The organism is Rhodococcus sp. 05-2255-1e (assembly GCF_002259025.1).
Lineage (GTDB): Bacteria > Actinomycetota > Actinomycetes > Mycobacteriales > Mycobacteriaceae > Rhodococcoides > Rhodococcoides fascians.
Window position 1 is genome coordinate 62,543 of the sequence record NZ_NOZE01000007.1, and the last position, 21,047, is coordinate 83,589.

Genomic DNA, 21,047 nt, shown 5'->3' on the forward strand with positions numbered 1-21,047 from the left:
ATTGACTCGGCCTACGAGGGCAGTACCAGTACCAGTCGGATCGCGGTGTCGATCGCTTCGAGGTCGTCCTCGTCGAGCTGAGCGCAGCGTGCCCCCAGCGTGCTTCTATCGACCGACTGAATGGCCTCGCACTTCACAATGCACGGATCGCCGTCGATAGCGATGCGGGGACGCCAGTCACGTTCGAGGTCTAGATTGCCGGTGGTGGGCACGACTACGACGGTCGAGAGATTAAGTCGAACATCTTGGACGTCAATGGCATACCTGACCCCTCTCTGCTCGTGGCCAGATCCCCTGAACTCCAAACGATAGACATCGCCTCTCACTCGGTTACCCGATCCGCGTTCGCCTGTGCGTCCGCGGTCTCGTCCGGGGCGTCGTCGTAGAACCCGACGGAGGGTAGCAATTCATCGAGTTCCGCTCGATCCTGCTCTTCGGCCGGATCCGTGCGACTGAGTTCCGATTGCTCACGGAGCCGTGCAGTCAGCTGCGCCTCGGCAACTTCGTGTAACGCCAAGCGGATGGCGTCGGAGCGGTTCAGCCCGGTCACGGTCATCAGTAACTGCAGGTCGCGGGTCTCGTCCTCGTCGAGGCGGAGACTGATCGGTGTCGAGGTCGGCTTCTTCCCAGGACGACGCAGCCACACTTTGCTGGTCGCACTCAACTTCGGCACGGTGTATTGAAGGTTGCTCCGAGGTGTGGCGTTGGTCCTGACCAGCGATTCGGCCCCCGAACGCACAGTCCCGAGCACGTCGGAGTTCCTAGACTGATTTTTCGGGGAATCGCTCATAGACGCAGTGTAATACGTCGGCGTATTACACTGCGTACTACGCCTCCGTCATACAGCGATGCATGACCGTTGCGCATTAGAGCGACTTGGGCGCGGCTTCCTACCGGTGGGTCGTGGTCAGAATTCTCGACCGACCAGCCCTCCGACTTCGGTGTCGAGGACCGTACGAATCACACCTGATTTGAACCATTCTTCGTCGAGGACGTCGCCCGGTACGTCGTTGCTGTTGATGGTGCAAATGTACTGTCCGCCAGTGGTCTCGACCATTTCTTGGGCGAAGCGCATCGCTCCGGCTCGTTGTCGTGGGTCGACTCCGTCGAAGACGGTTGAGTCGTGCACAAGAAAGTCGGGATGGTGCTTGGTTAAGATCCCTTCTTCGAGCATGGTCAGATCGAAACAGAACAGAGTCATTCGATCTACGCCTGTGCTTCCTGCGCCAGATGCTTGCAACGAAAATTTGTAACCCGCATCGTCCACCGAGACTGTCAGGGCGGCGTCTTTGCCGTACAGCTGACGCATTTTGAAGGTGAATCGGTCGCTGATCCGATCGAGCTTGTCTCGTGAGATCGTCAGCTCGCGTACAGCCTCGTTTCGCATCGTGGACTGTTCGAGTTTGAGTTCTTCTCGTCTGGTGTTCAGGTCCCGCGCTTGTTCGATTTGCAGATCGAGCGCTGCGCGGCGCGCTTCCATTTCGCCCAGTTCGGATCTCATCGCGTTCAGCTCGTCGAGTGCACCGCCGGCGTCGAGTGTTCGCAGTACATTGTCGCGCTGTTGATCCAAGCGTTCGAGCTCGGTGACACGTGTTGCTATTCTCTGGTCGAGCGAGTCGACCTCTTCACGAAGGAAGATTCGGCGGTTCGCGAGCAACGTGCTGTGAAAGGCACGTACTTCCTCGATCTGGCGGCGAAACCCGTCTGCAAGGATGGCACCTGCGGCGCCGAACAGTGCTTCGACGGGAAGCGGAACAGTGTCCGGGGTGTCGGTTTCAGCCAGTGACTCCAAATAGAGTTCGCGCATACGCCGGTCCACGACAGCGTCATCTCGAAGCCGTGAAATTTGGGCCGTGAGCTGGTCCGCGCGCTCGACTACGGAGTTCGGGTCTTCGAGAATCCTGAACCCCATAATGCGTCTTTGCCACTCTTCGATTTCGTTCGTCACGGCAGCTCGTTCGAGAACCAAGTCGTCCTCGGGACGAAGGGTGGCTACGAGCCCTTCACGAGTAGCGGCAGTGATGATTTTTATCTGGTTCAGACCCTTCTTGATGTCTGCCAGGTCGTGAATGACTTTCCAATCCAGTCCGAGCAGGAACGCGACGTGCTCGCGGCTGCTCGTTGCGCCTTGCTGCGTCAGAATTTTCAGTGGGTCTTTCGGCATTTCGATTCGGACAACGTACGAGAGCAGAGTGCGGACTGAGATGCCACCCGTGCCCGGCTCGGGGTCGGGCTCCAATCGAAACAGCCCAAGACCGAGCAGTGTCTTCCAATCTTCGAGGGCGACGCTCCCTTCGACAAGGTAGGGCGCAATCACTGCGCGCGCTTCATCTGTCGCTCGGATCGCGAGCTTCTTGCCGCCTTTGTCGAGTGGCCGGGTCGCGGCAACTACTCCCCCGAACATCTGCAGCTCGAGGGTCATTTCCCACCCATCATCCGCAAGCGGCTTGAGTGTCTTGTGCAACTGGCCGGCGAGAACGTAGTTCATCAACATCAGCAGAGTCGATTTACCGCGCGCGTTTCTGCTGTCCTGCTCTGTGGAGTCCTCGGCTCTGTCCGCGATGATCGCGTTGAAGCCCGGTTTGAAGGCGATAGGTGCAAATTCATCACGGTTGGCACTCAGACGGATGAACATTAAGTGACCCTCACAATCTGGTCTCGATAGTCGAGTACTCCGGCCCCGTACAGCAGAGTCAGTGCCGCCGCGAAGGAGTCGTACGTCGACGAAGCTTCGGTCTGCCTGTGTTCGGTATAGAGCTGCCCGACGCTCATACTGTGGCTTCCGAGCAGAGCCAGCAATGCTGCTGCTTCACCGACGATCGTGCGCTCGATCGGTGTGAACTTGTCCGGGAATATTTCACTCACGTTCGAAGATTTCGCATAGCTCGAAAAGGTATGCGACAACCGCGAGAGCGGCCGCGCGCATTGCAGAGGTGTCCCGCGGTCCCGAGTTCTCGTATGCCTTCCCTACGAGGTATTCGAAGATGACATCCGCTTCGAGTCCATCAGCCACTGCGCTGTGATAGTCGCTCTTGAATCGGGCGGCCAGGCGACGACCGAAGTTCGGCTGTGTCGTGGTCTGGAAAGCAATGAACTGTTCTACGCGGGCAGCCTGGGACAACCCATCCATAATGTGCCGCACCGAGGCTTCACCGAGGTTGTTCAACGTGATCTTCTGCTGGAGTGGCAGAGCAAGCTCGACACCACCTGTCCCAGACGAAATGCTGTCGCCTGCGATGACCTTGCACACGACCTCCAACTCCTCGTAGCTCACCTTGCCGAGGCCATTGCGGACTGCGCGTGCGACCGCCAGTTCGTGAGTCTGTTTTGCTTCGATCAGAAAATCGCGCGTGTGATAGCCCAGCTGGAAGTCGATCGCGTCATGGTGCGGACTGCATAGATAGACGAGGTTGTCGGCAGACCCTCGTTGCTTCGGCGTCATGGTTGAGTCGTATCGGGGCCCGTTCGGGCTTGCCCCTGCGATGTGAGCGACCTTGCCCGTCGCTTTGGGCTGATCCTCGTCACTCTTAGGGTCGATCGTCAGCTCGAGTCCGCAGCCTGGGTATGCGCACTTGTTACCGCTTCGAGCAATGACCACTTTCTCCTGCGCCTTGGGTACCGGGTCACGGGCAGTCTTGCTCATGTCGTAAAACTTAGTCACGCGCGGTCTGTTTTCTTTCACCCCATGCCGTATCACGCCGCGCTCGTAGACCGCCGGAAGATTAGACGGCGCTATCTCGTCATCGCTCATGGTTGAGATCCTTGCGCGACCCCACTCGAGGTCGACGTGAACTGTCGGATCCGACATCCACGCCCGCTACATCGGCGGCAATAGCGACCGATTGCTTCCCCCGCAGCGTTTGTGAGCCCGCCTCCACCTCTCTTGCCTTCTGGATGCGCGCGGCGATCGGGTGAAGCTCGAACGCTGTCGCTGCGGTCATCGGGTTCGACAACCGGGCGTGCAGAGCGTCGAGGTGACGCTCGCGCACTGCCACCAACTGCGCAGCCCGTTGTGCCTCGCCGGACGCCCTGTGCGCGGCCGCGATCGCATCGAGGGTGCGCATCATCTGATGCAGCAACAACGCCGTCGCCGCTGTCGGATCGGTCGTCGTTGCCTGCAACACGATCAGCGCGGCACCGGCCGCCGACGTCATACGCGCGCCTGCGCCGTCGCCTCTGCTGTGCGCCGGGATCTGCGCGGATTGCGCAAGCGACGCGGACGCCGCTGCCAACGGGCCCGGCGTCGGTTCGATGCGCGCCGACCACGCCGCGAACACACCCGCGGCCCGCCCGGACGCCCGCGCCCACTGCGCTCTGTCCGACGCGGGAACCGATGCCAGGTAGGCATTCCAGGTCTCCATGTCCGCCGCCGCTCGCGCGTACAACGCCGGGTCGAACCCGGCGCGTTCACGGCCGTTGCCGCGAGTGACCGACGCCTTCTTGCGCGCCGCCGACCATTCCGCCGCTGCCGCCGCATTTGCGTCGGCGGAGGTGTCCCATTCGTCGCGCAGTCGCGGCAACGTCAGGTCCTTCGAGAGCCTGCCGCCGCCGTACCAGACCGGCTTGCCGCCGTTCGCCCGCTCGGCGGCCGACGGTGTCGCCGCGACGGAGTAGCCGATCACCGCGCCGGCCGAACCCTTGTCGTACCGGGGACGTACCAGCAGTTTGTCGGCACGCAGTCGGCGCACGAACTCGGCTTCGGATTTCGACGCCGTCGCTGCTGCTCGCACTGCGCGTTCCAAGCTGTGCCGGACAGGTTCGACCGCACCGGACCGACGGGTCGTCTCGAGCTCGGCGGGCTCCAGACCACGGGTACCGCGCTCCTCCTCCCGCGACATCAGCACGGTCAAGCCGTAGCGGTGCTCGAGCAGATTCGCCGTCGTCTGCACCCGCTTGTGGTCACGACGCAGATTGACTTTCGTCCCGTCCTCACGCACCACGGACGCTGCAATGTGAATGTGATCGCCGCCCCGTTTGGTCTTGCCGTGCCGGATCGCGACCCACCGCGCCGGTGAGCGCGGGTCGTCCGGATCGTCGAAGCCCATCTCCTTCATGAAGTCGGTCGCGATCGCGCCCCACTTCTCGTCGGAAAGTTCCCCTTCTTCCGGGTTGAGCGAGAGCGAGCAGTGCCAGACATTGATGTCGTGCGTCGCGTCCGCCAACGCCACCGAGCGCGGGACTCCATCGTCGATCGCAGCGTTCATCTGCTTGCGGTTCGTCGCGAGCACTTCGGTGCCGAACACCACACGCGGAGTGTCGATCTCATGGGCAATGTCGATCGCATCGGCGTGCGTGAGCTCGCCGGTCGGTGCGCGCAACACCACCGCGTTGTGGCCGGCCACGATGTGCGGGTTCTCGTGCTCGTTGGCCTTACCCGGACCAGCGAGGTACACCACCAGACCGACCATCTTCGAGCCCTTGACGATCTTCGGTATCACCGGCCGGCCAACTCCACGCGGATGGTGTGCAGGCGGTCGAACAATCGCATGACCGACTCGATGGCCGCCGCTGTCTCCGGCTCCAACTCCCCCGTCGCGTTCGCCGCCTTCGCGAGCTGATTGAGGTTGCGGCCCACCGCCGCCACGTGGTTCGTCAACGCGAACAACTGCGCGAGATCCTCGTGCGCGATCAACGCTCGCTGCTCCGAGAGCGCGGAGTCCGCGAGCAACCGCGACACCGTCACCCCGGCCACCTTGGCTCTCGCCTGCGCAGCCAATTCCTGCTCATCGGTCAGCTTCACGACGTGCCGGTTCTGCCGGCCACCGTCCTCGTTGGACTGGCGGCTTCGACGCCACACACTCTTGCCTTCGCTCACGCCGTCACCGCCTTCTCCACTCGCCATTCACATGCCCAGCGCAGCGACCCCGACCGGGGACCACGCGACCAGCGTGTCAGATTTCCGTCAGGAAATCCACATTTAGGGCACCTAAATACTAACTTGCTCCGCCAGGGGCACGCTGGTGGCTCGCGGAGCCTGCGCAGTGGGTCACCAGAAAAGACGCTCAGGACGAGCGCTGCGAGTTCCGATTCCGCGCGCCACCGGTGCGCGGCCGGCGGTTGTCCCCGGTTGTGGGTCTCGGACCCGATTGTGGGTGCCTGAGATCGAGCGGAGCGGCCTGGGAACTCTCGGACATCCACATGAGGACCACGTCCGATCCACAGTTGGGGGCAACCGCCCATCCCGTTCGGACGACAGGGCACGATGAGACGCATGGGTGACAGCAAGGACCTCGTGCCGGAAGCGAATGGCAACGCACCGACACAGTCATCGTGGCTGTCAAAAACCAAAACACAGGTCGGCATAGGTATCAGCTCGGCCGGTGCGGGACTGGGCCTGTTCGCCTTGATCCTTGCCACACCGATCGAGTCAGGACAGGGCACAACTATCGGCGGGCTTGCGGTCCTCAGCGGTGCAGCGCTGACGTTCTACAGCGCGAAGCTGACGCGCGACAAGACGCACGACGACGAAGAAGCCAAACTCACCGAGCAGCAGAATGCTCGCGACCAAGCGCACTCACGAGAAGTCAGGCGGGACCTACAATCACGCTTCACGAGCAGCGCTGCACAACTTGCCGACAACTCCGCAACGATCCGGCTCGCCGGTGTGTACTCGTTGGCGTCGCTTGCCGACGACTGGGCCGATTCGCGGCAGCCAGCCGAACGGCAAGTGTGCATCGACCTTCTCTGCTCGTACCTCCGAACACCCGCTACGACAGGACCTCAGTCCGCACCCAGCGTTGCCATCCAAATGCGGCCTCCTACAGCAGACGAGCTGCGGGACGCCGAAGTCCGGAACACCATCATCCGCATAATCGGACAACGAACTTTGATGGATTCAGAAACCGAGAGTGACGGCCCGTGGCAGGACTGCAAGTTCGACCTGTCCGGCGCACAGCTGCCACACATCGGATGGGCGAGCAGCAGATTCAACGGACTCCTCGACTTCACCAACGCAACCTTCGTCGACGGCGCTGACTTCTCCAACGCCCGTCTACGAAACGCCAACTTCACCGACGCTGAGTTTCGAGGAAACACCAACAACACGGTCGCCCTGTTCAAGAGAACACAGTTCACCCGAGCAATCTTCGTCAAGACGAAGTTCTTCACCAATGCTCTATTCAACAGGATGATCGTGACCGGAACGTGCGACTTCACATCAGCGGAGTTTCGCGGACCCCACAACTACTTCTCCCACGCCAACTACGAGAAGAGCAGCCGCACAACTTTCGACTCCGCCATATTCGAGGGACGAGTCACCTTCGAGAGCAGCTGGTGGCGTGCGCCTGTCAGCTTCCGTGTCGCAGACTTCGAAAAAACCACACGCCTCGACTTCTCGTCCCCACGAACATGGGCGGAGCCTCCCGCCGTCGACTGGAACGAGCACAGCGGGCAACCACAGTCACTACGCAAACCGTGGCCGCCCAAGCCATTCAAAGAAGTAAAGGCCGCTGCCGAGCAGGAATCCAGGAACGACCCTCTAGTCAACGACTCGGTATCCGACATCGAAGGCTCCGATACCGATCTGGGGGACGGGAACGAGTAGAAGTGCACCGACAAACGTGAAGCAGTCTCAGGCGAACGCGTCGAGGTCGAGGGCGATTTCGACGCCGTCCTTTTCGACCACGATCTTCGGGTGCACAGCGCCGGTCGCAGCGAGGTACTGCCGCAGCGTCGAGAGCAGCAGATCGTCGCGGCCCTCGATCCGCGACACCGCACCCTGATTCGTACCGAGCAACGCTGCCATCTGAACCTGGGTGAGGTTGCCGGCCTTCCGAATGTCCGCCAACCCCTCGGCGTACACCCGGTTCATCGTCTCCCGCTCGGCCGCGAACTCGCGCACCGTCTCCGCAATCGCCGGCTTGGTACGCAACTGCTCGATCCGGTCGTTCGCACGCCGGAACGACTTCTTCTCGCTCATCACTGCTCCCCTTCCGCGGTCTCCCGCAACCAACGCTCGATCGCGACATCAGCCCGTGCGCCGACACCGTCGTAGAACACATCACCCATCCGCGCCTTGTCGGCCGCGAACAACGCCACCACCACCGAACTACTGCCAGGCGGAAACCAACAGATCAACCGCAGCGCAATCTGCGCATCGAACGGATGCGCCGTCCGCCACACCGGAAACTTCTTCGACTGCCGCACCCTCTTGAGGTCCGGCCGATCCTCCAACGGAACACCGTCGAGCTCACGCAACTGCACCAACGCATCGGTCACCCGAGCAAGCACCCGCACCGACGCAGCATCGCCGGCGTCGGCCTTCGCCTCCACGCGATCGAGCCAGTCGAAGAACTCTTCCGGTGCATCAACGTCCACCACCTGAGTATACCCTGCACGGCATATGCCATACAAGGCATATAGCGGTTGGCGGGGTGCATCTGTCGGACCGATTCGATAGCGTTGTCCTTGGATATCGGGCAGCCGTGCGGGCCGCCCGAGACCGCGTCAACAACAGCGCCACGCATCGGTTTGCGTGTGCGCTCCACGCCGTCTCCGAAAGGTCCGCACATGTCTCTCACTCCTCTCGATCCCCAGGCTGTTCGCGCCGCCGCGCAAGCTGCGCTCGATGCCCGTCTCGGGTTGATCGACGCGATTGTCGCGGCGCAGAACGAACGCACCGTCGCCGCTTCCAAGGTCGCCGAAGCCCAAGCCGCCGAGCGGGCTGCGGCCGCGACAGAACTTTCCGCGATCAAAGCCGCGGTCGACGGTGGCTGGTCCGTTCCCGAGCTCCGCAAAGCCGGACTCAAAGTCCCTGCTTCCGCCGCGAACGGTAAGAAGACCGCGACCACCGCGGCCACCAAGACGGCACCTCGGCCCCCGCGCCTGCAACCGTCGTCGACGGCGAAGACCGAGTCCGACGCTCCTGAGTCGACCGGCACGGACACTGAGCAGAACACGTCCGGTGAGAGCTACGCGAACGCGAGCTGACCGATGGCCGTTCTGTACTGGCTGACCGTGGCACTGGCGCTCACGTCCTTCATCACGACGGCAATCGCCGGTGCCCGGCTCGGCCTCACTCTCAGGCACACAACCATCTGTGGACCGTTGGACGACCGCATCAGTCGAAACCTGGTCCTGATTGGTCTTCTGTGCGCCGCCGCCACCCTGGCTCTCTCGGCCTGGCCATCGTGGGGCCCGAGCCCCATTCCACTCTGACCTGTCTCGCCCTACATCGAAGGCATCCATCATGGACACCACAGATCCCCACTCCCACCCGCCGGCCACAGCGCCGCACTCGGCCACGCCCTCGACTCGTGCGCTGATCGAAGTCGAGATTTCCACCCTCGACCAACACGGCGACCCCGGGTTCGTACACACCCGCGGGCACTTCCGCTCCCCCTCCACGGCGGCACGGTTCGCGGTGAGCCAAGCCGAAACCGTCGCGGACCTCCACCAGGTCGATACCGTCGCCGCGACCTTCACCCAGACCGTCGACGACTCGCTGTGCCTCATCGGCACCCCCGGCGAGATCGCGTGCGCTCTGGCGTCGATGTCGGACTACGCAGCGGGTGTCCGCTCGGCGGAACTGCCGCCACCGGGCTACGTCACCACCTCGATCGGGGTCTGGACCGCCACACCGATCGAGCCGCTTCCCGGCGTCGACCCGGCCGACCTGATCGACGTCACCGTGCGCTCGACCCGTCCCGATCCATTGCCGGACTCGACCACGATGGCGGGCGACTTCCCCGCCCACTCGGCGCACATCTTCGCCGGCGCTCTCGCCCGCGAGATCACGATGCGCAGCGGTGGCCACAGCGAGGCGACCGTGAAGACAGTGCCCGGGCAACGACGGCTCGTCGTCGAACACCCGGCGGAGGTCTACGACGCCGACACCGCAGCGGTCGCCCGCTACACCCGGATCACGCAACTGCGGGCGAACATCGCTGCCCTCGATCCGGTGGCCGACGCCGACTGCGCCGTCGGCCTCACCGCCGAGCTCCACGTACTGGAAAGCCATACCCGCCGGTCGTTCGACGACGAATCGGACGCAGTGGCGTGATCGACATCGGGTGGTACCTCAGCCTCGTCGGGCACCGCACCGCCGCCGAGATCCCTGGGGTGATCGAGCGACTGCAGGCGTGCGGGATCACTGCCGAGATCCTCGACAAGGTTCTCCGCGAGCCGGACTCGCTGCTGTACGCGCCCGAACGCGACGGTGAAGACTGGGCGCGCGATTACGGCGGACCTACCGGTGCCGCACTGCTCACCGCCGAGCTCCTCGCCTACCTCGCCAATCAGCACCGCCTCGCCGCCCGGATCCATCTGGATCTCGTCGCAGAGTTGGTGGCCATCGACTCCACGGCCGCCGTCGCCGGCCAACTCGGGACCACCGAAGCCGCGGTGGCCCGACTGTCTCTCGTCCCTCCCACCTCGCCGGTCACCGGCGACGCGTCGACCGAAGGACCCACACCATGAGCACACCCGACTCCCCCGCCCTGTCCGACCTCGACACCGTCGAGCTCGCGATCCTCGCCGAACTGCGCTCACCGGAAGCGGTAGCCGCGTTCGAGATGCTGCATTCGACCGTCCACCCGGACACTGCATCGCGGTTCGCCGAGCTGCTGTCGATTATCAACGACATCTCGGGCCCGAACTTCGCTGTCGACGCATCGCTCGATCTGCTCGACGCGGTGCAGGATTCGGGTGACCTCGAGGTGGTCGTCGCGTCCGCGTCCACCGTCGACGATCCGATCACCGCGCTCGCGCTCGCACAGCTGTTGCGGAGGATCCGCGAGGACTGACCATCACGCGATCCCGAATCGCGAGAACGAACGAAGCCCCCAGCCACACAGTGTGGTTGGGGGCTTCGGCGCTGACGGGGTTCTACTACTCGGGCCAGCCGCGGACGAGCTTGTCGGTACTCGCGTGCAGGGCGTTGAAGGCGTCGACGAGGTACGTCAACCAGGCCCGCGCGGTCTCCGGGTTCGGGACCAGCGTCGAGGGGACGGCGTTCTGTTCGTCGTCGTCGAGCTCGTTGAAGTTGCTCGGGTAGTCGGTGGTGTCACCGTCGACGATGTTCGGTGCGCCGTCGATTTCGTAGGTGATCACGAATTGGAGCTCGTGCCGGTTCGGGGCGGTGAACTCGGCCGACAGGGCGAGCTCGCCCCATAGTCGCCGGTCGTAGGTGACGGCCCCGGAGTTGATCGCGGCCTGCAGCAGCCAGTGCGGTGTCCACAGTGCTTGCGGGGTACCGGGTTCGGGCCACTCGAAGTCGTCGTCGAGCACGTCGGCTTTCGCGAGGTCGAGGGTGAGTAGCGGGGCGGCCGGCGCGCGGGTTCCGTCGGCGGTGGGTGCGGTCATGGCCGGTGCCTCCAGGGTGTCGGTATGGGTGTGGGTGACGATGAGGACACCGAGGTCGGTGCCGATGTTCGCACTGTCCCCGAGAGCGTCGAGCAGTCGCTCGGCCAGGGTTGCGGCGTCAGCGGCACGGTAAGTACCCAGGGTGCTCCACGTCGCGGCGTCGTACGAGGTTTCCGATGCCGAGCACACCTGCACAGTCAGTGCGCCGCTACCGGTCGGGACGCGCTCGAGGTCGCCGGACGCGTCGACGACAGCAGCGATCTGCTCGCGGACGTGCACGGGCAGACCCGCATCGACAGCGGCACCGGTCGTCGGTGCGTTCGTGCGGTCCGGCGCGTCGTGTGGCGGCCGTTCGGCATGCTCACCTGTCTCTGTCACTGTCCTCGTCTTTCGATTGTGGCCCGCAGTGCACCGTAGTGCCCTGGGCGTCGTCGACGCGCTCACCGGTGTCCCTGTGGGTTTGTTCAGGAGGTCGGTGGTTGCCGAAAGCTGTTGAGCCGGTTGAATGCTGCCCGCTGCCGGGTGCCGAGTTCGACCATGTATTCGAACAGGTCGGCTTCGGGTGCTTCTTCGGCGGCCTGGGTCAGTCGTTGGCCGGCGATGTGGAAGCTGCGGCGGTAGGACTGCGAGAGGACGTTGTCGGCGTAGTGCACGGCCGCGACGGAATGTGCGCCGGCGGTGACGATGCCCATGAGGCGTTTGCGTAGCGGGGCGTCTTTGGCTCCGTCTGCTCCGGATCGGATGAGTGCACCGGTGACGGACGCGAAGTCGTGGGGTTGGCCGGCGGTGATGAGGTCGACGATGTGGCCGTACATGCGTGCGTGTGCAGGGTCCTCGAAGTCCGCCGCGGTGAGCGTGCTGGTGATCCGCTCGACGTCCCCACCGTCCGTGGACTGGTTACGCACGTCCATCAGGGCGCACAGGAGCATCGCTTCGGGGTCGGTGGCCGGGTCGTAGCCGGGTTCGACCGACGTGTCGAGGTCCTCGACGGGTGCGAGGTCCGCGCGTGCCCGCGCTGCCGGGTCGTCGCCGGGTGTGGGGACTGCGCGTAGTGCGTTCATCGTGGGCCTCGTGTTCGTGTCGGGTCGGACGTCGTACCGGTGGGAGGTGCTACCGGCTGTGGTGCATCGCGTCGGTGGTCAGGATGCGGCTTTGTCGATGTCGTGGTGCTCACTGTCGGCATGGTCGGCATGGTCGGCATGGCGTGTTGTGGGGTGTTCTGCGGTGAGTTCGGCGTCGATCTGGCGGTCGATGTAGTCGGGGTCGGGGGTGTAGGCGGGTACGAGTCGCATGGTGGGGCCTCTTCTGTGTTTGTGGGTTTGTGGGTTTCAGGCGGCGGCGAGCTCGTCGAGGGCGTCGATCCGGAATCCGCTCCAGTGGGTGTCCTCGTCGACGTACACGACGGGGGCCTGGAGGTAGCCGAGTTCGCAACTCACGAAATGGCGAGCGGTGTCGTCTTGGGTGATATCGACGGTCCGGTAATCGAGGCCGTGTTTGTCGAGTCGTCGTTTCGTTGCGTCGCATTGTCCGCAATTGGGTTTCGTGTACACGGTGATCGACATAGCTTTCTCCTTATCGGAATTGCTGGCGTTGACTTCCATTCTACGTCAACAGCCGCATTTTCACCAGAGTTTACGCGGCTCGAATATCGTCCATTCACGTTGCTGCCCTTGCATTTTCATGCTCACTTCTGGCCGCACCGCTTATTCGTCAGGGGAATTGAAATACAGTTCTCGGAAACCTTCCCTACCCTTTTCTTACTGCGTTCTTTTCGCTTCCGGGTGGCGCGAAAAAGAGACGCGGCGCACGGCGTCGACGGTCAATGCCTGGCCGGTGCGAGTGTTCGCCGGGGAGCGCAGCGAGTGTGGGTCGGGCGAACAGTCGTGCTGGGCCCTGTGGGCCGGAGCGTGAGCGGAGTCAGGGGTTGATCCGGGAGATGACGGGTGTTGCATTCTCGTTGCGCAGCCAGACGGACCGAAAAGAACCCTCCCTTGTCGTCGTCACCGCCGAGCTCGTAGCCGCAGTTGTGCTCGTGCTGGTCGGTAGGGTGCTGGGGTATGGAGCGCTCGCGGATCGAACATGCCTTGTCCAAAGCTGTGGTGAACGCTGCACCGCCACCGTCGGATCTGGCGCTCGATGCGATCGTGGCCGGTGTTCCGGTCGAAGACACCCGACCCACCGCCGCCGACGTCGACATGGTGTGGCCGGCCGAGCCGACGTCCCTCTGAGCGCAGTTCCGCTCTCGGCCTCCCTCTGATCCGATGGCCGCCCGCTCCGCGCTGGTAGGACGATGCTGGGCGCGTCTGTCGGTGTGAGGGCTCGATGCCCGATGCACCGGCCCCGCGACCTCCGATTGCGGAGCGTGGCCACCTCGAATCGGTGGCCACGCTCAGCAGCGGCGTCAGGTGTAGCTCTGCACTGCGCCGATGTGGGCGGCGACGTAGTCGGGGGTGATGACTTCGCCGAGCCCTCGGACCTGCGTCGGTTCCATTCCGGCTGCGAGTGCGGCGGAGAGCAGGACCGCCAGTTTCGGCAGGGTGATGTCGGCGCGGTGGGCGGTGCGTTCGGCGGCGTCGAGGGCCGCGTGCGCGGCTGCGCCGTCGCCGGTGCAGTACAGGAAGTAGGCGGCGATGGTCAGGGCGTTCGCGCGGGCGGTGCCGCGTAGCGGGGCGGCGATGCGGGTGAACGCGTCGGCTGCGTCGTGGTCACCGTGGACGTGCAGGGCCATGAAGGCGTCTCGGACTTCGGTGTGTCCGGTGGCCAGTGCGAGGCCGACGCGGGCGGTGAGGTCGGCGCTGGGGATTTCGCGGGCATGGATGACGGCTGCGAGCTCGTCGAACGTGACGGGCAGGAAGTCGGCACCCATCGTCGCGGCGGCGGCGAGTGCCAGGGATTCGGGGATCTCGGCGGTGGGGGCGTAGCGGGCCTCGAGGTCGGCGCGTGATGCGGCAATGACGGCTCCGCGTGCGGTGAGGGCTGCCGCGAGTGCGGTGGTGGCGGGATCGGGAATGATGCCGTCGGTGAAGCGGTCGAGGTCGGTGAACGTCGTTCCTGCGGTGAGACTGTAGGTGTGTAGGGCGCGGATGGTGCGGATTCCGCGTGCAGTGAACGCGTCGCGGATGGCGTCGAGCCCGAGCAGGGCAGCGCCTGCGTGGGCGGTGTCTGCAATCGCGGCGAGGATCACGGCGGTGACCGGTCGTCCGTGGACGGTGTGCCGGGACAGTGGGGTCGCGACGTTGTCGGCTCCGGCTTCGGCCTGGACGGCGGCGATGCGGGCGGCGGTGACGACCTCGTGCGAGCCGTTGCCGTTGTCGGCCAGGCTGATGGCGACGACGGAGTTGTCGGGGGTGTAGCCGAGCAGGGCGGGGATGGCGGCGAGGGTATCGGCGGCGGTGGCGAGGGACATACGACGTTGAGTCATGGTGATGCCTTTCAGTGTGTGTACGGGTTGAGTTGGGGTGGAGCGGTTTTCAGTGGCGGAGTTCGCGGCGTGCGGTGCGTCGGTCGCGTCGTGCGCTGGCGCGTTTGACGGTGCGGCGGACTGTCCGGTTGCCGCGTCGGTGGACGATGATGTCGATTTCGTCGGCGGTGGTGGGGTGTTGTGCGCGCATGGTGACCTTCCTCGAAAACTGGTGGCCGGACCTTCTGCCCTGCCGAATTTCTTTCGCCGTGGTGGCTGGGGAGAGAAACCAGCGCACGGGAACGACGGGGCAACTCTTCGGCCGGGCAGTTTTCGTGGGAGCGAAGCGACTGCTCTACGAAAAGTGTTCGGAGCCTTGGCCGTAGCGCAGCGGAGCGAGGGGTTGAGCCGGCGGGCACGGGTGATGGATGCTCGGAGAAGCCACCTACGCCCGAAAGAAATTGATTCTTTTCGCTCTTTTGAGTGCGGAGCGCAGCGGAGTTCGATTCGGTGCAGCCCGTAGGGGTGCGTGTGGCCCGCTAGGGCCTGATTGTGTACATGGCCGGCCTCTGGTGGTGGGACGCGAAACGCCGCCGGAGCTGGTGCTCTACGGCGGCGCGGTAGTGGGGTACGGCTGGTTGGTGATTGTGCGGGAGCGACGGAGGGTGACGACGCTCGGTGTCGCGGTAGCTCGTGGTTGTCAGTGGTCGAGTTCGTAGTGTCGCGTGCGGTGTGGGACCAGCGAAAAGCGGATGCCGAAGGGGCCTTTCATGACCATCTGCTGTCGCAATTGCACCCATTCTTGGACGAGCTCGGGTGTGGTGTTTCGCGCTGCGTCGTTGCGTAGGTGTTGTAGAGCGGCCAACCATTTCTGAATTTGCATTTTGCCTGTGGCTACGCGGTGTTGTGCATCAGGTGAGATGGGGAATCTGCTGTCCAGACCCCGTCCAAAGTGGTTTTCGAGTTTGCGAAGGTCTCTGGAGATGAGGCAGTCCAGTTGGTACCAGTCGATCGTGGTCGTCGGCGGAGCTGTGCGGTTCATGCTCGATCACCAATCGTGCGCTGAGATGTGTGGTTGCCGGGTCAGGTGTTGCGTTGGCGGTTGTTGTGGAGTTCGTGTGCGTCGACGACAGTTTCTTGAGCACCGATGGTGTCCACGAATTCGTCGTGAGTTGCGTTGCGCCACAGTTTGTAGCCGCTGTAGAGGACACCGAGAACAGTTACGCAGGAGGCGATCCACAGAATGGTCGACGGTTCACCGCCGACCCCCGTGTTGATGATGTTGGTGATGATGGCGATGAACGAGAGGGCGACGTAGAAGTGGAGTAGTCGTTTGAGCTGTATTGCGCGTTGTGTGCGATAGGCGCGGGCCGCACTGAGGTACAGACCTGCTCCCTCTTTGGTGTAGTTGGCGAGGAGGTCGCGGTTGAGTCGTTCCATCTCGGCTCTGGCGGCGTGGGTGTTCTTGGTGTTGAGAATGTTCATTGGTTGCCCCTGTCGAGCTTGGCGGTCTGGGTGTGGCCAGAGTGTGGCTGCCGGGTGGCGTAGTCGTAGCGGCCGGTGATCGTGTCTGTGAGGTGGCGGGCGAGCAGGGCTGGGACGATCACGGACACGGCGATGCCCCCCCAGTAGGACGATGACGGGGACTTGGCTGTAGTACCTGTCGGGGTCGAATACTGAGATGAATTTGGCGGGCAGGTTGAGTGTGATCCACGAGAGAGCCACGATTACTGCTCCGATGCATCCGAGGATGGCGCGGCGCCGGTTGGTGGTGTCGTGGGTGGGTCGGGTGCGGTAGTAGTGGACGAGCTTGCTGATGGCGACGGTGGTGACCAGGATTGTCGAGATAGCCACGTACGCAGTTGATGTGAGGGTGTCGATGGTTGCGATCCAGAGTGCGTGGGGCAGTGTCATCGGTTGCCCCTGTCGTCGTCGAGTGTGGCGTGGGTGAATCTGCGTTTCTGGTCGGCTTCGTATTCGGCGCGGGTGCTGTTGAACTGCCGTGCGCTCAGGTAGCCGAACAGGATGGATCCTGCGATGAGGGCGGCTTTCCATCCCCAGGCGAGGTCTGGGTAGGTGAGGGCGAAGACGCTGGCGGCGACTACGGCGAGGCTGATGAGGGCAAGTGCGTTGCTGTGCAGTGCGGTTCGGGATGGCGTGCGTATGTAGAGGGTGCCGATGGCGTAGGCCGCGGTGACGAGTGCGACGAACACGATGAGGGCGGTGGTGTTGACGAGGTTCACTGTTCTTCCCCTGGGGTCAGGCCGGCGGCGCTGTTCCGGCGAGGGCCGAGCAGCGCGGAAACGCCGACGCTACGGAAGATGGACAGGCTGGCCAGGAGTACGGCTGAGAGTCCGATGGTGGCGGCGATATTGAGGATCCAGGTGAGGGTGTTTCGGTCGTCGAATGTGGTCCACAGTCCGATGATGGTGACGATGGTTCCGACGATCATCAGGACCCAGGCCCAGTACATCTGGGGTGTCTTCTGCTTGGTGCGCAGGGCGTAGAACGCGATACCTGCGGCGACGATGATCGCTATTCCGGTGGTGAAGAGCATCTGGTGTGGTCCCCCTGCATTGTGTCGATCGACCTGTCGTCGTCAATGGCTGTGTGTGCCGTTGTGTCGTTGGAGGGTCATGTTGCCAGGTGGGGCCGACATACTGCTGGGTGTCGACCGCCACCGGGCGGTGGTGGGTCAGCTGGTGAGCTGTTTGCGTGTGGTGGTTTCTATGGCCTTCTTGGCGTTGTCGTAGATGCGGTCGGGGATGCTGACGATGCCGGCCGCGAGTTCTTCGACGGTGCGCAGCGCGGTCTCGCGTTCTTGTCCGGTGGCCGAGGTGTCGAGGGCGATGCCGAGTGCGCTGCGGATCCGCCGCACGGTGCGTTGATCGTCGACGCTGGTCACGCGCAGACCCACGGTGCGGGCGTAGCCGTCGGCGTTGCGCCAGGCCGTGCGCGCTTTCTGCGCGGCTGTGGCGAAGGCGTGCACGCGTTCGGGGGTGTCGGGGCACTGTTCGGGGCGAACGTCGTTCATTGCGGCGAAGGCGTCGATGAACGCTGCGGTGCGGGGCTCGGTGAGGTCGTCGAGTAGGGGCCTGACGAAGATGGAGTACGGGTCGGCCAGGTAGGCGGCGTAGGCGTCCGCGACCTCGCTGTAGACGGCGTGGGCGGCGGCGTAGTCGGCTTCGAGTGCTTTCTTGGCGTTGCGGCGGTCGACGAGGTGACTGCGGGTCCGGGTGATCAGGTACGTGGCCAGTGCGAGGGCGAGCACTGCTGCGATCACTGCGACGCAGATCCAGATCAGCGGCGTCCAGTCCGTCGGAGCCGCGGGTGCGGCGTCGACCACGGGCGTCGTCGGGGCGTCGGGAATCGTGGGCGGGTCGGCGGCAGGTACGTCCGTCGCCTCGTCGGTGGACACCGCCGGGAGGACCGCACGGACTGCTCCAGCAGCGACAGCGACGCCGAGCCCTCCCACGCACGCCTGTAGAGCTTTCCCCGCGTCGCTACCTGACATGCGGGACCAGAAGAGCATGGCTCCGCCGAGGATCGTGCCCGCGATACCGAGGGCGGTGCATCCCCAGAGGACGTACGAGAGGACGACGACGAACTGATCGCTCGACGTGGCGTCGTAATTGCTTTGCATGAGTTCCCCGAATCATTGCCTACTGCAGCCGATCTCCGACTCTGTACCCCATTTACTGTAGTCGAATAAATTGTTCGTGACAACCATTTACTGTAGTCGGGTAATATGTTGCGCATGGGTCAGCGTGGTAGGCCGAAGTCGGTGGAGCCGCTTCGGGATCGGGTTGTGCCGGTGCGGTTTACCGATTCCGAGCACAGCGACGTCACTCGTGCGGCGGCGGCGGAGGGTGTGCCGTTGAGTGCATATCTGCGGGCACGCGGGCTGGCGGCGGCGAAGCGAGCTCTCAAGCGTGAGGGCGGTTCGGCGGACGGGTAGCAGTTGCGGCTAGAGCTGGGCTCGGATGTCGGCGAACCATCGCGCTGCTGCGTCGAGGTCCGGTTTGCCGATGTCGTACCGGAGCCGGTCGAGCGCTTCGACTTCGGTGTAGCCGAGGCGTGTGAGCATGGCGGTGTCGCGGAGGATGACGGCGACGGCGAGGACTTCGCCGGTCGACCAGGCGGGCCAGGGTTCGTCCCGTTCGGTGCAGGTGCGAGCGAACTGGGCATTGGCGAGCCACTCGGTGGCGAAGCGCTGTGCAGATGTCATGGCAGACCCTTTATTGGTATGTGAACGATACGGATGGCGTTGCGCCTCAGAATGATTCGATGTGGAGTCGTTCGCGATCGTATCGTTTGCAGGTGGCGAAGGCTGCGGCTGCAGCGTCGTCGGATCCAAAGATGTAGCGGTAGAACGGCGTGGCGTCGGGCAGGTCGATCCCTTTCCCGGCTGCGGTCGGCACCCAGGGGCGTCGGGAGTGCGTGTTGACGGTCTTTTTGCTCATGCCGAGCGCTTTCGCGGTGTCGGATTGGCTGAGGCCGTTCAGGAGTGCGGTTTTGACCAGGGCCTGATCGACGTAGTTGTCGGCGAGGAATGTGAGGTGTTGAACGAAGAAGCGGGAGCGTTGCCGTTGTTCGGTGAGTGCGTCGACGTCGTTGGTGGCTGTCATGCGCCCAGTATGCCGGTACACACCTAGTACCGCAATACCGACGGGTTAGGTGATCGGCGTGACCGCGTCGGCGGGAACCCACTGCCGATCAAGGTCGAGTCGGCCCTTTTTGTTGCCCGTAGGGATCGAGAACGACGCTTGCGCAAGCCAATCGCCCACACTGGTGCGGGCCCACGCGAACAGGGTTCCTTCGACGATGGTGTCCATTGCGAGGCCCTCAGCTCTCACTTTCAAGGCCGTGGTGTCGCGGAATCGCCCGCCTCCGGATCGTCCGATCGCCAGCGCGATATTCACGTGCACCGATTTCGGCGGGTCCACGATGCGCCGGGTGGGTGGCTCGAAGGTGGTGGGCCAGGCATCGAAGATGCCGGCCTCGTTGTCGGTGCTCATTGCGCGACCGCGACGGGCCGGTGGCCGGCCAGGTCGGCCGCGGGTGCGGGTGTCCAGCGCAGGCCTGTCTCACCGAACGTAGGCGCGGTGAGGGTGTAGCGGCCGCTGCGGTGCGGTATTCCGCGCCCGTGGACGGTGGTGTCGAGGGTGATCGACTTGATGCGTCCCCTCCCCTGCTGGATTCCGCCGTAACCACAGACGGTGGAGGCGATGGTGAGATCGATACCGGGCATGTGTCCGTCCGTCAGGACCAGCACACTCGCCTGCCGACGATTCCTGGCGAGCAAAGCCCTTGCGCGCGTGGGCGGTACGTCTCGGCCATGGACGGTGGTCACGACCAAATCGACCCCGTCGAGGCAAATGCTGGCGGCGTCGAGAGGGTCAGTTTTTCCAGGATCCACAAGATGCACTTTTGCGAGATTGCCGCCGTGTTCGTGGACGGCGAGCAGGCTCAGTCGGGGTTGGCCGATGAGGGCGACGTGGTGGCCGGCTGCGGATGCTTCGGCGACGAGGGCGATGAGCATGGACCCGGCGCCGGTGACGGTGATGGCGGTTCCGCGGGCCAGAGCCCGGCGTGGGAGCAGCGCGGCGAGCGGTGGGGGTACGGGCATGGTCCGGAGGGTTTTGCCGCGTACAGCGCCGCTGAGCGGTTCCGGATCGTCGGCGGCCGGTGCCGCCGGTTCACTGGCGGAGATGGTGGGTAGCTCGGCGGGTGCGTGGTCGCGGCGACCGCCGGGGACCGTGGCCATCCGACGCCGGAGGACGTCGAGCTGGGTGGCTTTGTCGAGTCCGGTGAGGTCGGGGATGGCGTCGACGGTGGCCATGAAGATCGACCTTTCGCCGTACCGGTAGGAACTACCGCCAGCGTATCGAACGGATGTTCGAGTGTCGAACGTGCTGGTCAGCTCGTTCGGCGGGGAAGGGACACGCCGTCGAGGTCGTCCTTGGTGAAGGTCCAGGCGAGATGCCGGTACAGGTACAGAGTGCGTTTTACCTGGTCGAGGGCATCGCAGACGGCCGGATTGTCTGGGTCGTGGCCGTCCGCTCGGATGGCTGCGCGCTCTTCGTCGTCCACGTCTGGTTGGACGCACGGGATGGCGCGACGGTTCCGGCAACAGTCATTCACGCGAACGACTGGACGACGATGTCAGCGGCGGCTGTGGCTGTGCAGGTCGACCGTGTTTCGAACGAACAAGGGCCGCGCACCTGTGGTGCGCGGCCCTGGTCGGTGTTGGGTGACGGTGTTCGCCAGTGCGCCTCTCGGCAGGTGGCCGCTCGTAGCGGCTGATGGTTGGTACCCGGGGCATTGGGATCGAACGCCGTCGAGT

33 protein-coding genes are annotated in these 21,047 nt (G+C 64.0%); 8 read left to right on the forward strand and 25 right to left on the reverse strand.

All coding sequences use genetic code 11. The annotated features are described in order from the left end of the window. Positions 1 to 11 precede the first annotated feature (11 nt). The 7 genes from CH262_RS03170 to CH262_RS03200 form a co-directional block, all read right to left on the reverse strand. Entirely contained in the window at positions 12 to 326 is a 315-nt protein-coding gene (locus CH262_RS03170; protein WP_157889903.1) for a type II toxin-antitoxin system PemK/MazF family toxin, read from the reverse strand. Next, positions 323 to 664 carry a ribbon-helix-helix protein, CopG family gene (locus CH262_RS03175; protein ID WP_157889902.1) on the reverse strand — a complete coding sequence of 114 codons (342 nt, stop codon included), beginning with the start codon at positions 662 to 664 and terminating at the stop codon, positions 323 to 325. Before CH262_RS03175 ends, CH262_RS03170 begins: the two co-directional genes overlap by 4 nt. A 243-nt stretch (positions 665 to 907) precedes the next feature. Further along, on the reverse strand, positions 908 to 2,635 hold the full coding sequence (locus tag CH262_RS03180; protein WP_063216994.1) for a DUF2326 domain-containing protein: 1,728 nt from the start codon (positions 2,633 to 2,635) through the stop codon (positions 908 to 910). Further along, on the reverse strand, positions 2,635 to 2,865 hold the full coding sequence (locus CH262_RS03185) for an ABC-three component system middle component 6 (RefSeq protein ID WP_063216993.1): 231 nt from the start codon (positions 2,863 to 2,865) through the stop codon (positions 2,635 to 2,637). The genes CH262_RS03180 and CH262_RS03185 overlap by 1 nt, the downstream gene beginning before the upstream one ends. Further along, entirely contained in the window at positions 2,858 to 3,751 is an 894-nt protein-coding gene (locus CH262_RS03190) for an ABC-three component system protein (RefSeq protein WP_063216992.1), read from the reverse strand. Before CH262_RS03190 ends, CH262_RS03185 begins: the two co-directional genes overlap by 8 nt. Next, a complete protein-coding gene (locus CH262_RS03195) occupies positions 3,741 to 5,438 on the reverse strand; it encodes a relaxase/mobilization nuclease domain-containing protein (RefSeq protein WP_179274900.1) in 1,698 nt (565 codons plus the stop codon). The genes CH262_RS03190 and CH262_RS03195 overlap by 11 nt, the downstream gene beginning before the upstream one ends. Then, a complete protein-coding gene (locus tag CH262_RS03200) occupies positions 5,435 to 5,815 on the reverse strand; it encodes a plasmid mobilization protein (RefSeq protein ID WP_157889901.1) in 381 nt (126 codons plus the stop codon). The genes CH262_RS03195 and CH262_RS03200 overlap by 4 nt, the downstream gene beginning before the upstream one ends. A 396-nt stretch (positions 5,816 to 6,211) precedes the next feature. Here CH262_RS03200 and CH262_RS03205 point away from each other — a divergent pair, with 396 nt between their 5' ends. After that, positions 6,212 to 7,543 (forward strand): pentapeptide repeat-containing protein, encoded by a 1,332-nt coding sequence (locus CH262_RS03205; RefSeq protein ID WP_179274901.1) that lies wholly within the window; start codon positions 6,212 to 6,214, stop codon positions 7,541 to 7,543. Positions 7,544 to 7,570: 27 nt separating this feature from the next. Here the strand turns inward: CH262_RS03205 and CH262_RS03210 are convergent, their stop codons facing one another. Both CH262_RS03210 and CH262_RS03215 read right to left on the reverse strand, forming a co-directional pair. After that, on the reverse strand, positions 7,571 to 7,918 hold the full coding sequence (locus CH262_RS03210) for a helix-turn-helix domain-containing protein (protein WP_037174678.1): 348 nt from the start codon (positions 7,916 to 7,918) through the stop codon (positions 7,571 to 7,573). After that, entirely contained in the window at positions 7,918 to 8,316 is a 399-nt protein-coding gene (locus CH262_RS03215) for a hypothetical protein (RefSeq protein WP_037174593.1), read from the reverse strand. Before CH262_RS03215 ends, CH262_RS03210 begins: the two co-directional genes overlap by 1 nt. A gap of 192 nt (positions 8,317 to 8,508) precedes the next feature. On the opposite strand from CH262_RS03215, the gene CH262_RS03220 reads away from it, so the two are divergent. The 5 genes from CH262_RS03220 to CH262_RS03240 are packed head-to-tail and all read left to right on the forward strand — an operon-like array spanning position 8,509 to position 10,742. After that, the gene (locus CH262_RS03220) at positions 8,509 to 8,928 is read left to right on the forward strand and encodes a hypothetical protein (RefSeq protein WP_094716878.1); all 420 of its coding nucleotides are present in this window, start codon (positions 8,509 to 8,511) and stop codon (positions 8,926 to 8,928) included. Positions 8,929 to 8,931: 3 nt separating this feature from the next. Continuing rightward, complete coding sequence (locus tag CH262_RS03225) at positions 8,932 to 9,156, forward strand: hypothetical protein (protein WP_094716879.1); 225 nt, start codon at positions 8,932 to 8,934, stop codon at positions 9,154 to 9,156. 31 nt (positions 9,157 to 9,187) lie between these two features. Next, positions 9,188 to 10,000 carry a methyltransferase gene (locus CH262_RS03230; protein ID WP_094716880.1) on the forward strand — a complete coding sequence of 271 codons (813 nt, stop codon included), beginning with the start codon at positions 9,188 to 9,190 and terminating at the stop codon, positions 9,998 to 10,000. Then, the gene (locus CH262_RS03235; RefSeq protein WP_094716881.1) at positions 9,997 to 10,416 is read left to right on the forward strand and encodes a hypothetical protein; all 420 of its coding nucleotides are present in this window, start codon (positions 9,997 to 9,999) and stop codon (positions 10,414 to 10,416) included. The genes CH262_RS03230 and CH262_RS03235 overlap by 4 nt, the downstream gene beginning before the upstream one ends. Further along, entirely contained in the window at positions 10,413 to 10,742 is a 330-nt protein-coding gene (locus CH262_RS03240) for a hypothetical protein (protein WP_094716882.1), read from the forward strand. Before CH262_RS03235 ends, CH262_RS03240 begins: the two co-directional genes overlap by 4 nt. Before the next feature lie 85 nt (positions 10,743 to 10,827). Here CH262_RS03240 and CH262_RS03245 read toward each other — a convergent pair whose 3' ends face one another. The 4 genes from CH262_RS03245 to CH262_RS03255 all read right to left on the reverse strand — a co-directional run bounded on the left by CH262_RS03245 (position 10,828) and on the right by CH262_RS03255 (position 12,863). Next, positions 10,828 to 11,679: a hypothetical protein gene (locus tag CH262_RS03245; RefSeq protein WP_094716883.1), complete on the reverse strand. Its 852-nt coding sequence runs from the start codon at positions 11,677 to 11,679 to the stop codon at positions 10,828 to 10,830. A gap of 86 nt (positions 11,680 to 11,765) precedes the next feature. After that, positions 11,766 to 12,362 carry a DnaB-like helicase N-terminal domain-containing protein gene (locus CH262_RS03250; protein ID WP_094716884.1) on the reverse strand — a complete coding sequence of 199 codons (597 nt, stop codon included), beginning with the start codon at positions 12,360 to 12,362 and terminating at the stop codon, positions 11,766 to 11,768. A 78-nt stretch (positions 12,363 to 12,440) separates the two neighbouring features. Next, on the reverse strand, positions 12,441 to 12,593 hold the full coding sequence (locus tag CH262_RS27445) for a hypothetical protein (protein WP_179274902.1): 153 nt from the start codon (positions 12,591 to 12,593) through the stop codon (positions 12,441 to 12,443). A 36-nt stretch (positions 12,594 to 12,629) separates the two neighbouring features. Continuing rightward, the gene (locus tag CH262_RS03255; RefSeq protein ID WP_037174601.1) at positions 12,630 to 12,863 is read right to left on the reverse strand and encodes a glutaredoxin domain-containing protein; all 234 of its coding nucleotides are present in this window, start codon (positions 12,861 to 12,863) and stop codon (positions 12,630 to 12,632) included. 495 nt (positions 12,864 to 13,358) lie between these two features. Here CH262_RS03255 and CH262_RS27450 point away from each other — a divergent pair, with 495 nt between their 5' ends. Next, on the forward strand, positions 13,359 to 13,529 hold the full coding sequence (locus CH262_RS27450) for a hypothetical protein (protein WP_179274903.1): 171 nt from the start codon (positions 13,359 to 13,361) through the stop codon (positions 13,527 to 13,529). Between the two features lie 173 nt (positions 13,530 to 13,702). On the opposite strand, the gene CH262_RS03260 is transcribed toward CH262_RS27450, so the two are convergent. The 7 genes from CH262_RS03260 to CH262_RS03285 form a co-directional block, all read right to left on the reverse strand. After that, entirely contained in the window at positions 13,703 to 14,722 is a 1,020-nt protein-coding gene (locus CH262_RS03260; protein WP_094716885.1) for a DUF4192 family protein, read from the reverse strand. Between the two features lie 49 nt (positions 14,723 to 14,771). Further along, a complete protein-coding gene (locus CH262_RS27455) occupies positions 14,772 to 14,912 on the reverse strand; it encodes a hypothetical protein (RefSeq protein ID WP_179274904.1) in 141 nt (46 codons plus the stop codon). A 489-nt stretch (positions 14,913 to 15,401) separates the two neighbouring features. Then, positions 15,402 to 15,584 carry a hypothetical protein gene (locus tag CH262_RS27235; RefSeq protein WP_143547054.1) on the reverse strand — a complete coding sequence of 61 codons (183 nt, stop codon included), beginning with the start codon at positions 15,582 to 15,584 and terminating at the stop codon, positions 15,402 to 15,404. A gap of 200 nt (positions 15,585 to 15,784) precedes the next feature. Continuing rightward, a complete protein-coding gene (locus CH262_RS27240; protein WP_143547055.1) occupies positions 15,785 to 16,186 on the reverse strand; it encodes a hypothetical protein in 402 nt (133 codons plus the stop codon). A 425-nt stretch (positions 16,187 to 16,611) separates the two neighbouring features. Then, positions 16,612 to 16,944 (reverse strand): hypothetical protein, encoded by a 333-nt coding sequence (locus tag CH262_RS03275; RefSeq protein ID WP_094716888.1) that lies wholly within the window; start codon positions 16,942 to 16,944, stop codon positions 16,612 to 16,614. Then, positions 16,941 to 17,258 carry a hypothetical protein gene (locus CH262_RS03280; RefSeq protein WP_094716889.1) on the reverse strand — a complete coding sequence of 106 codons (318 nt, stop codon included), beginning with the start codon at positions 17,256 to 17,258 and terminating at the stop codon, positions 16,941 to 16,943. The genes CH262_RS03275 and CH262_RS03280 overlap by 4 nt, the downstream gene beginning before the upstream one ends. Positions 17,259 to 17,396: 138 nt before the next feature. After that, on the reverse strand, positions 17,397 to 18,344 hold the full coding sequence (locus tag CH262_RS03285) for a hypothetical protein (RefSeq protein WP_094716890.1): 948 nt from the start codon (positions 18,342 to 18,344) through the stop codon (positions 17,397 to 17,399). 114 nt (positions 18,345 to 18,458) lie between these two features. On the opposite strand from CH262_RS03285, the gene CH262_RS27245 reads away from it, so the two are divergent. Beyond that, positions 18,459 to 18,659, forward strand: a complete 201-nt coding sequence (locus CH262_RS27245) for a plasmid mobilization protein (protein ID WP_143547056.1) — start codon at positions 18,459 to 18,461, stop codon at positions 18,657 to 18,659. A gap of 9 nt (positions 18,660 to 18,668) precedes the next feature. Here CH262_RS27245 and CH262_RS03290 read toward each other — a convergent pair whose 3' ends face one another. From CH262_RS03290 to CH262_RS27460, 5 genes are all read right to left on the reverse strand, one after another. Then, positions 18,669 to 18,929 (reverse strand): hypothetical protein, encoded by a 261-nt coding sequence (locus CH262_RS03290; RefSeq protein ID WP_094716891.1) that lies wholly within the window; start codon positions 18,927 to 18,929, stop codon positions 18,669 to 18,671. Between the two features lie 46 nt (positions 18,930 to 18,975). Further along, on the reverse strand, positions 18,976 to 19,329 hold the full coding sequence (locus tag CH262_RS03295; protein ID WP_094716892.1) for a hypothetical protein: 354 nt from the start codon (positions 19,327 to 19,329) through the stop codon (positions 18,976 to 18,978). 45 nt (positions 19,330 to 19,374) lie between these two features. Further along, entirely contained in the window at positions 19,375 to 19,719 is a 345-nt protein-coding gene (locus tag CH262_RS03300) for a hypothetical protein (RefSeq protein WP_094716893.1), read from the reverse strand. Next, positions 19,716 to 20,543 (reverse strand): hypothetical protein, encoded by an 828-nt coding sequence (locus CH262_RS03305; RefSeq protein ID WP_094716894.1) that lies wholly within the window; start codon positions 20,541 to 20,543, stop codon positions 19,716 to 19,718. Before CH262_RS03305 ends, CH262_RS03300 begins: the two co-directional genes overlap by 4 nt. Before the next feature lie 77 nt (positions 20,544 to 20,620). Next, the gene (locus CH262_RS27460; RefSeq protein ID WP_179274905.1) at positions 20,621 to 20,794 is read right to left on the reverse strand and encodes a hypothetical protein; all 174 of its coding nucleotides are present in this window, start codon (positions 20,792 to 20,794) and stop codon (positions 20,621 to 20,623) included. Positions 20,795 to 21,047 lie beyond the last annotated feature (253 nt).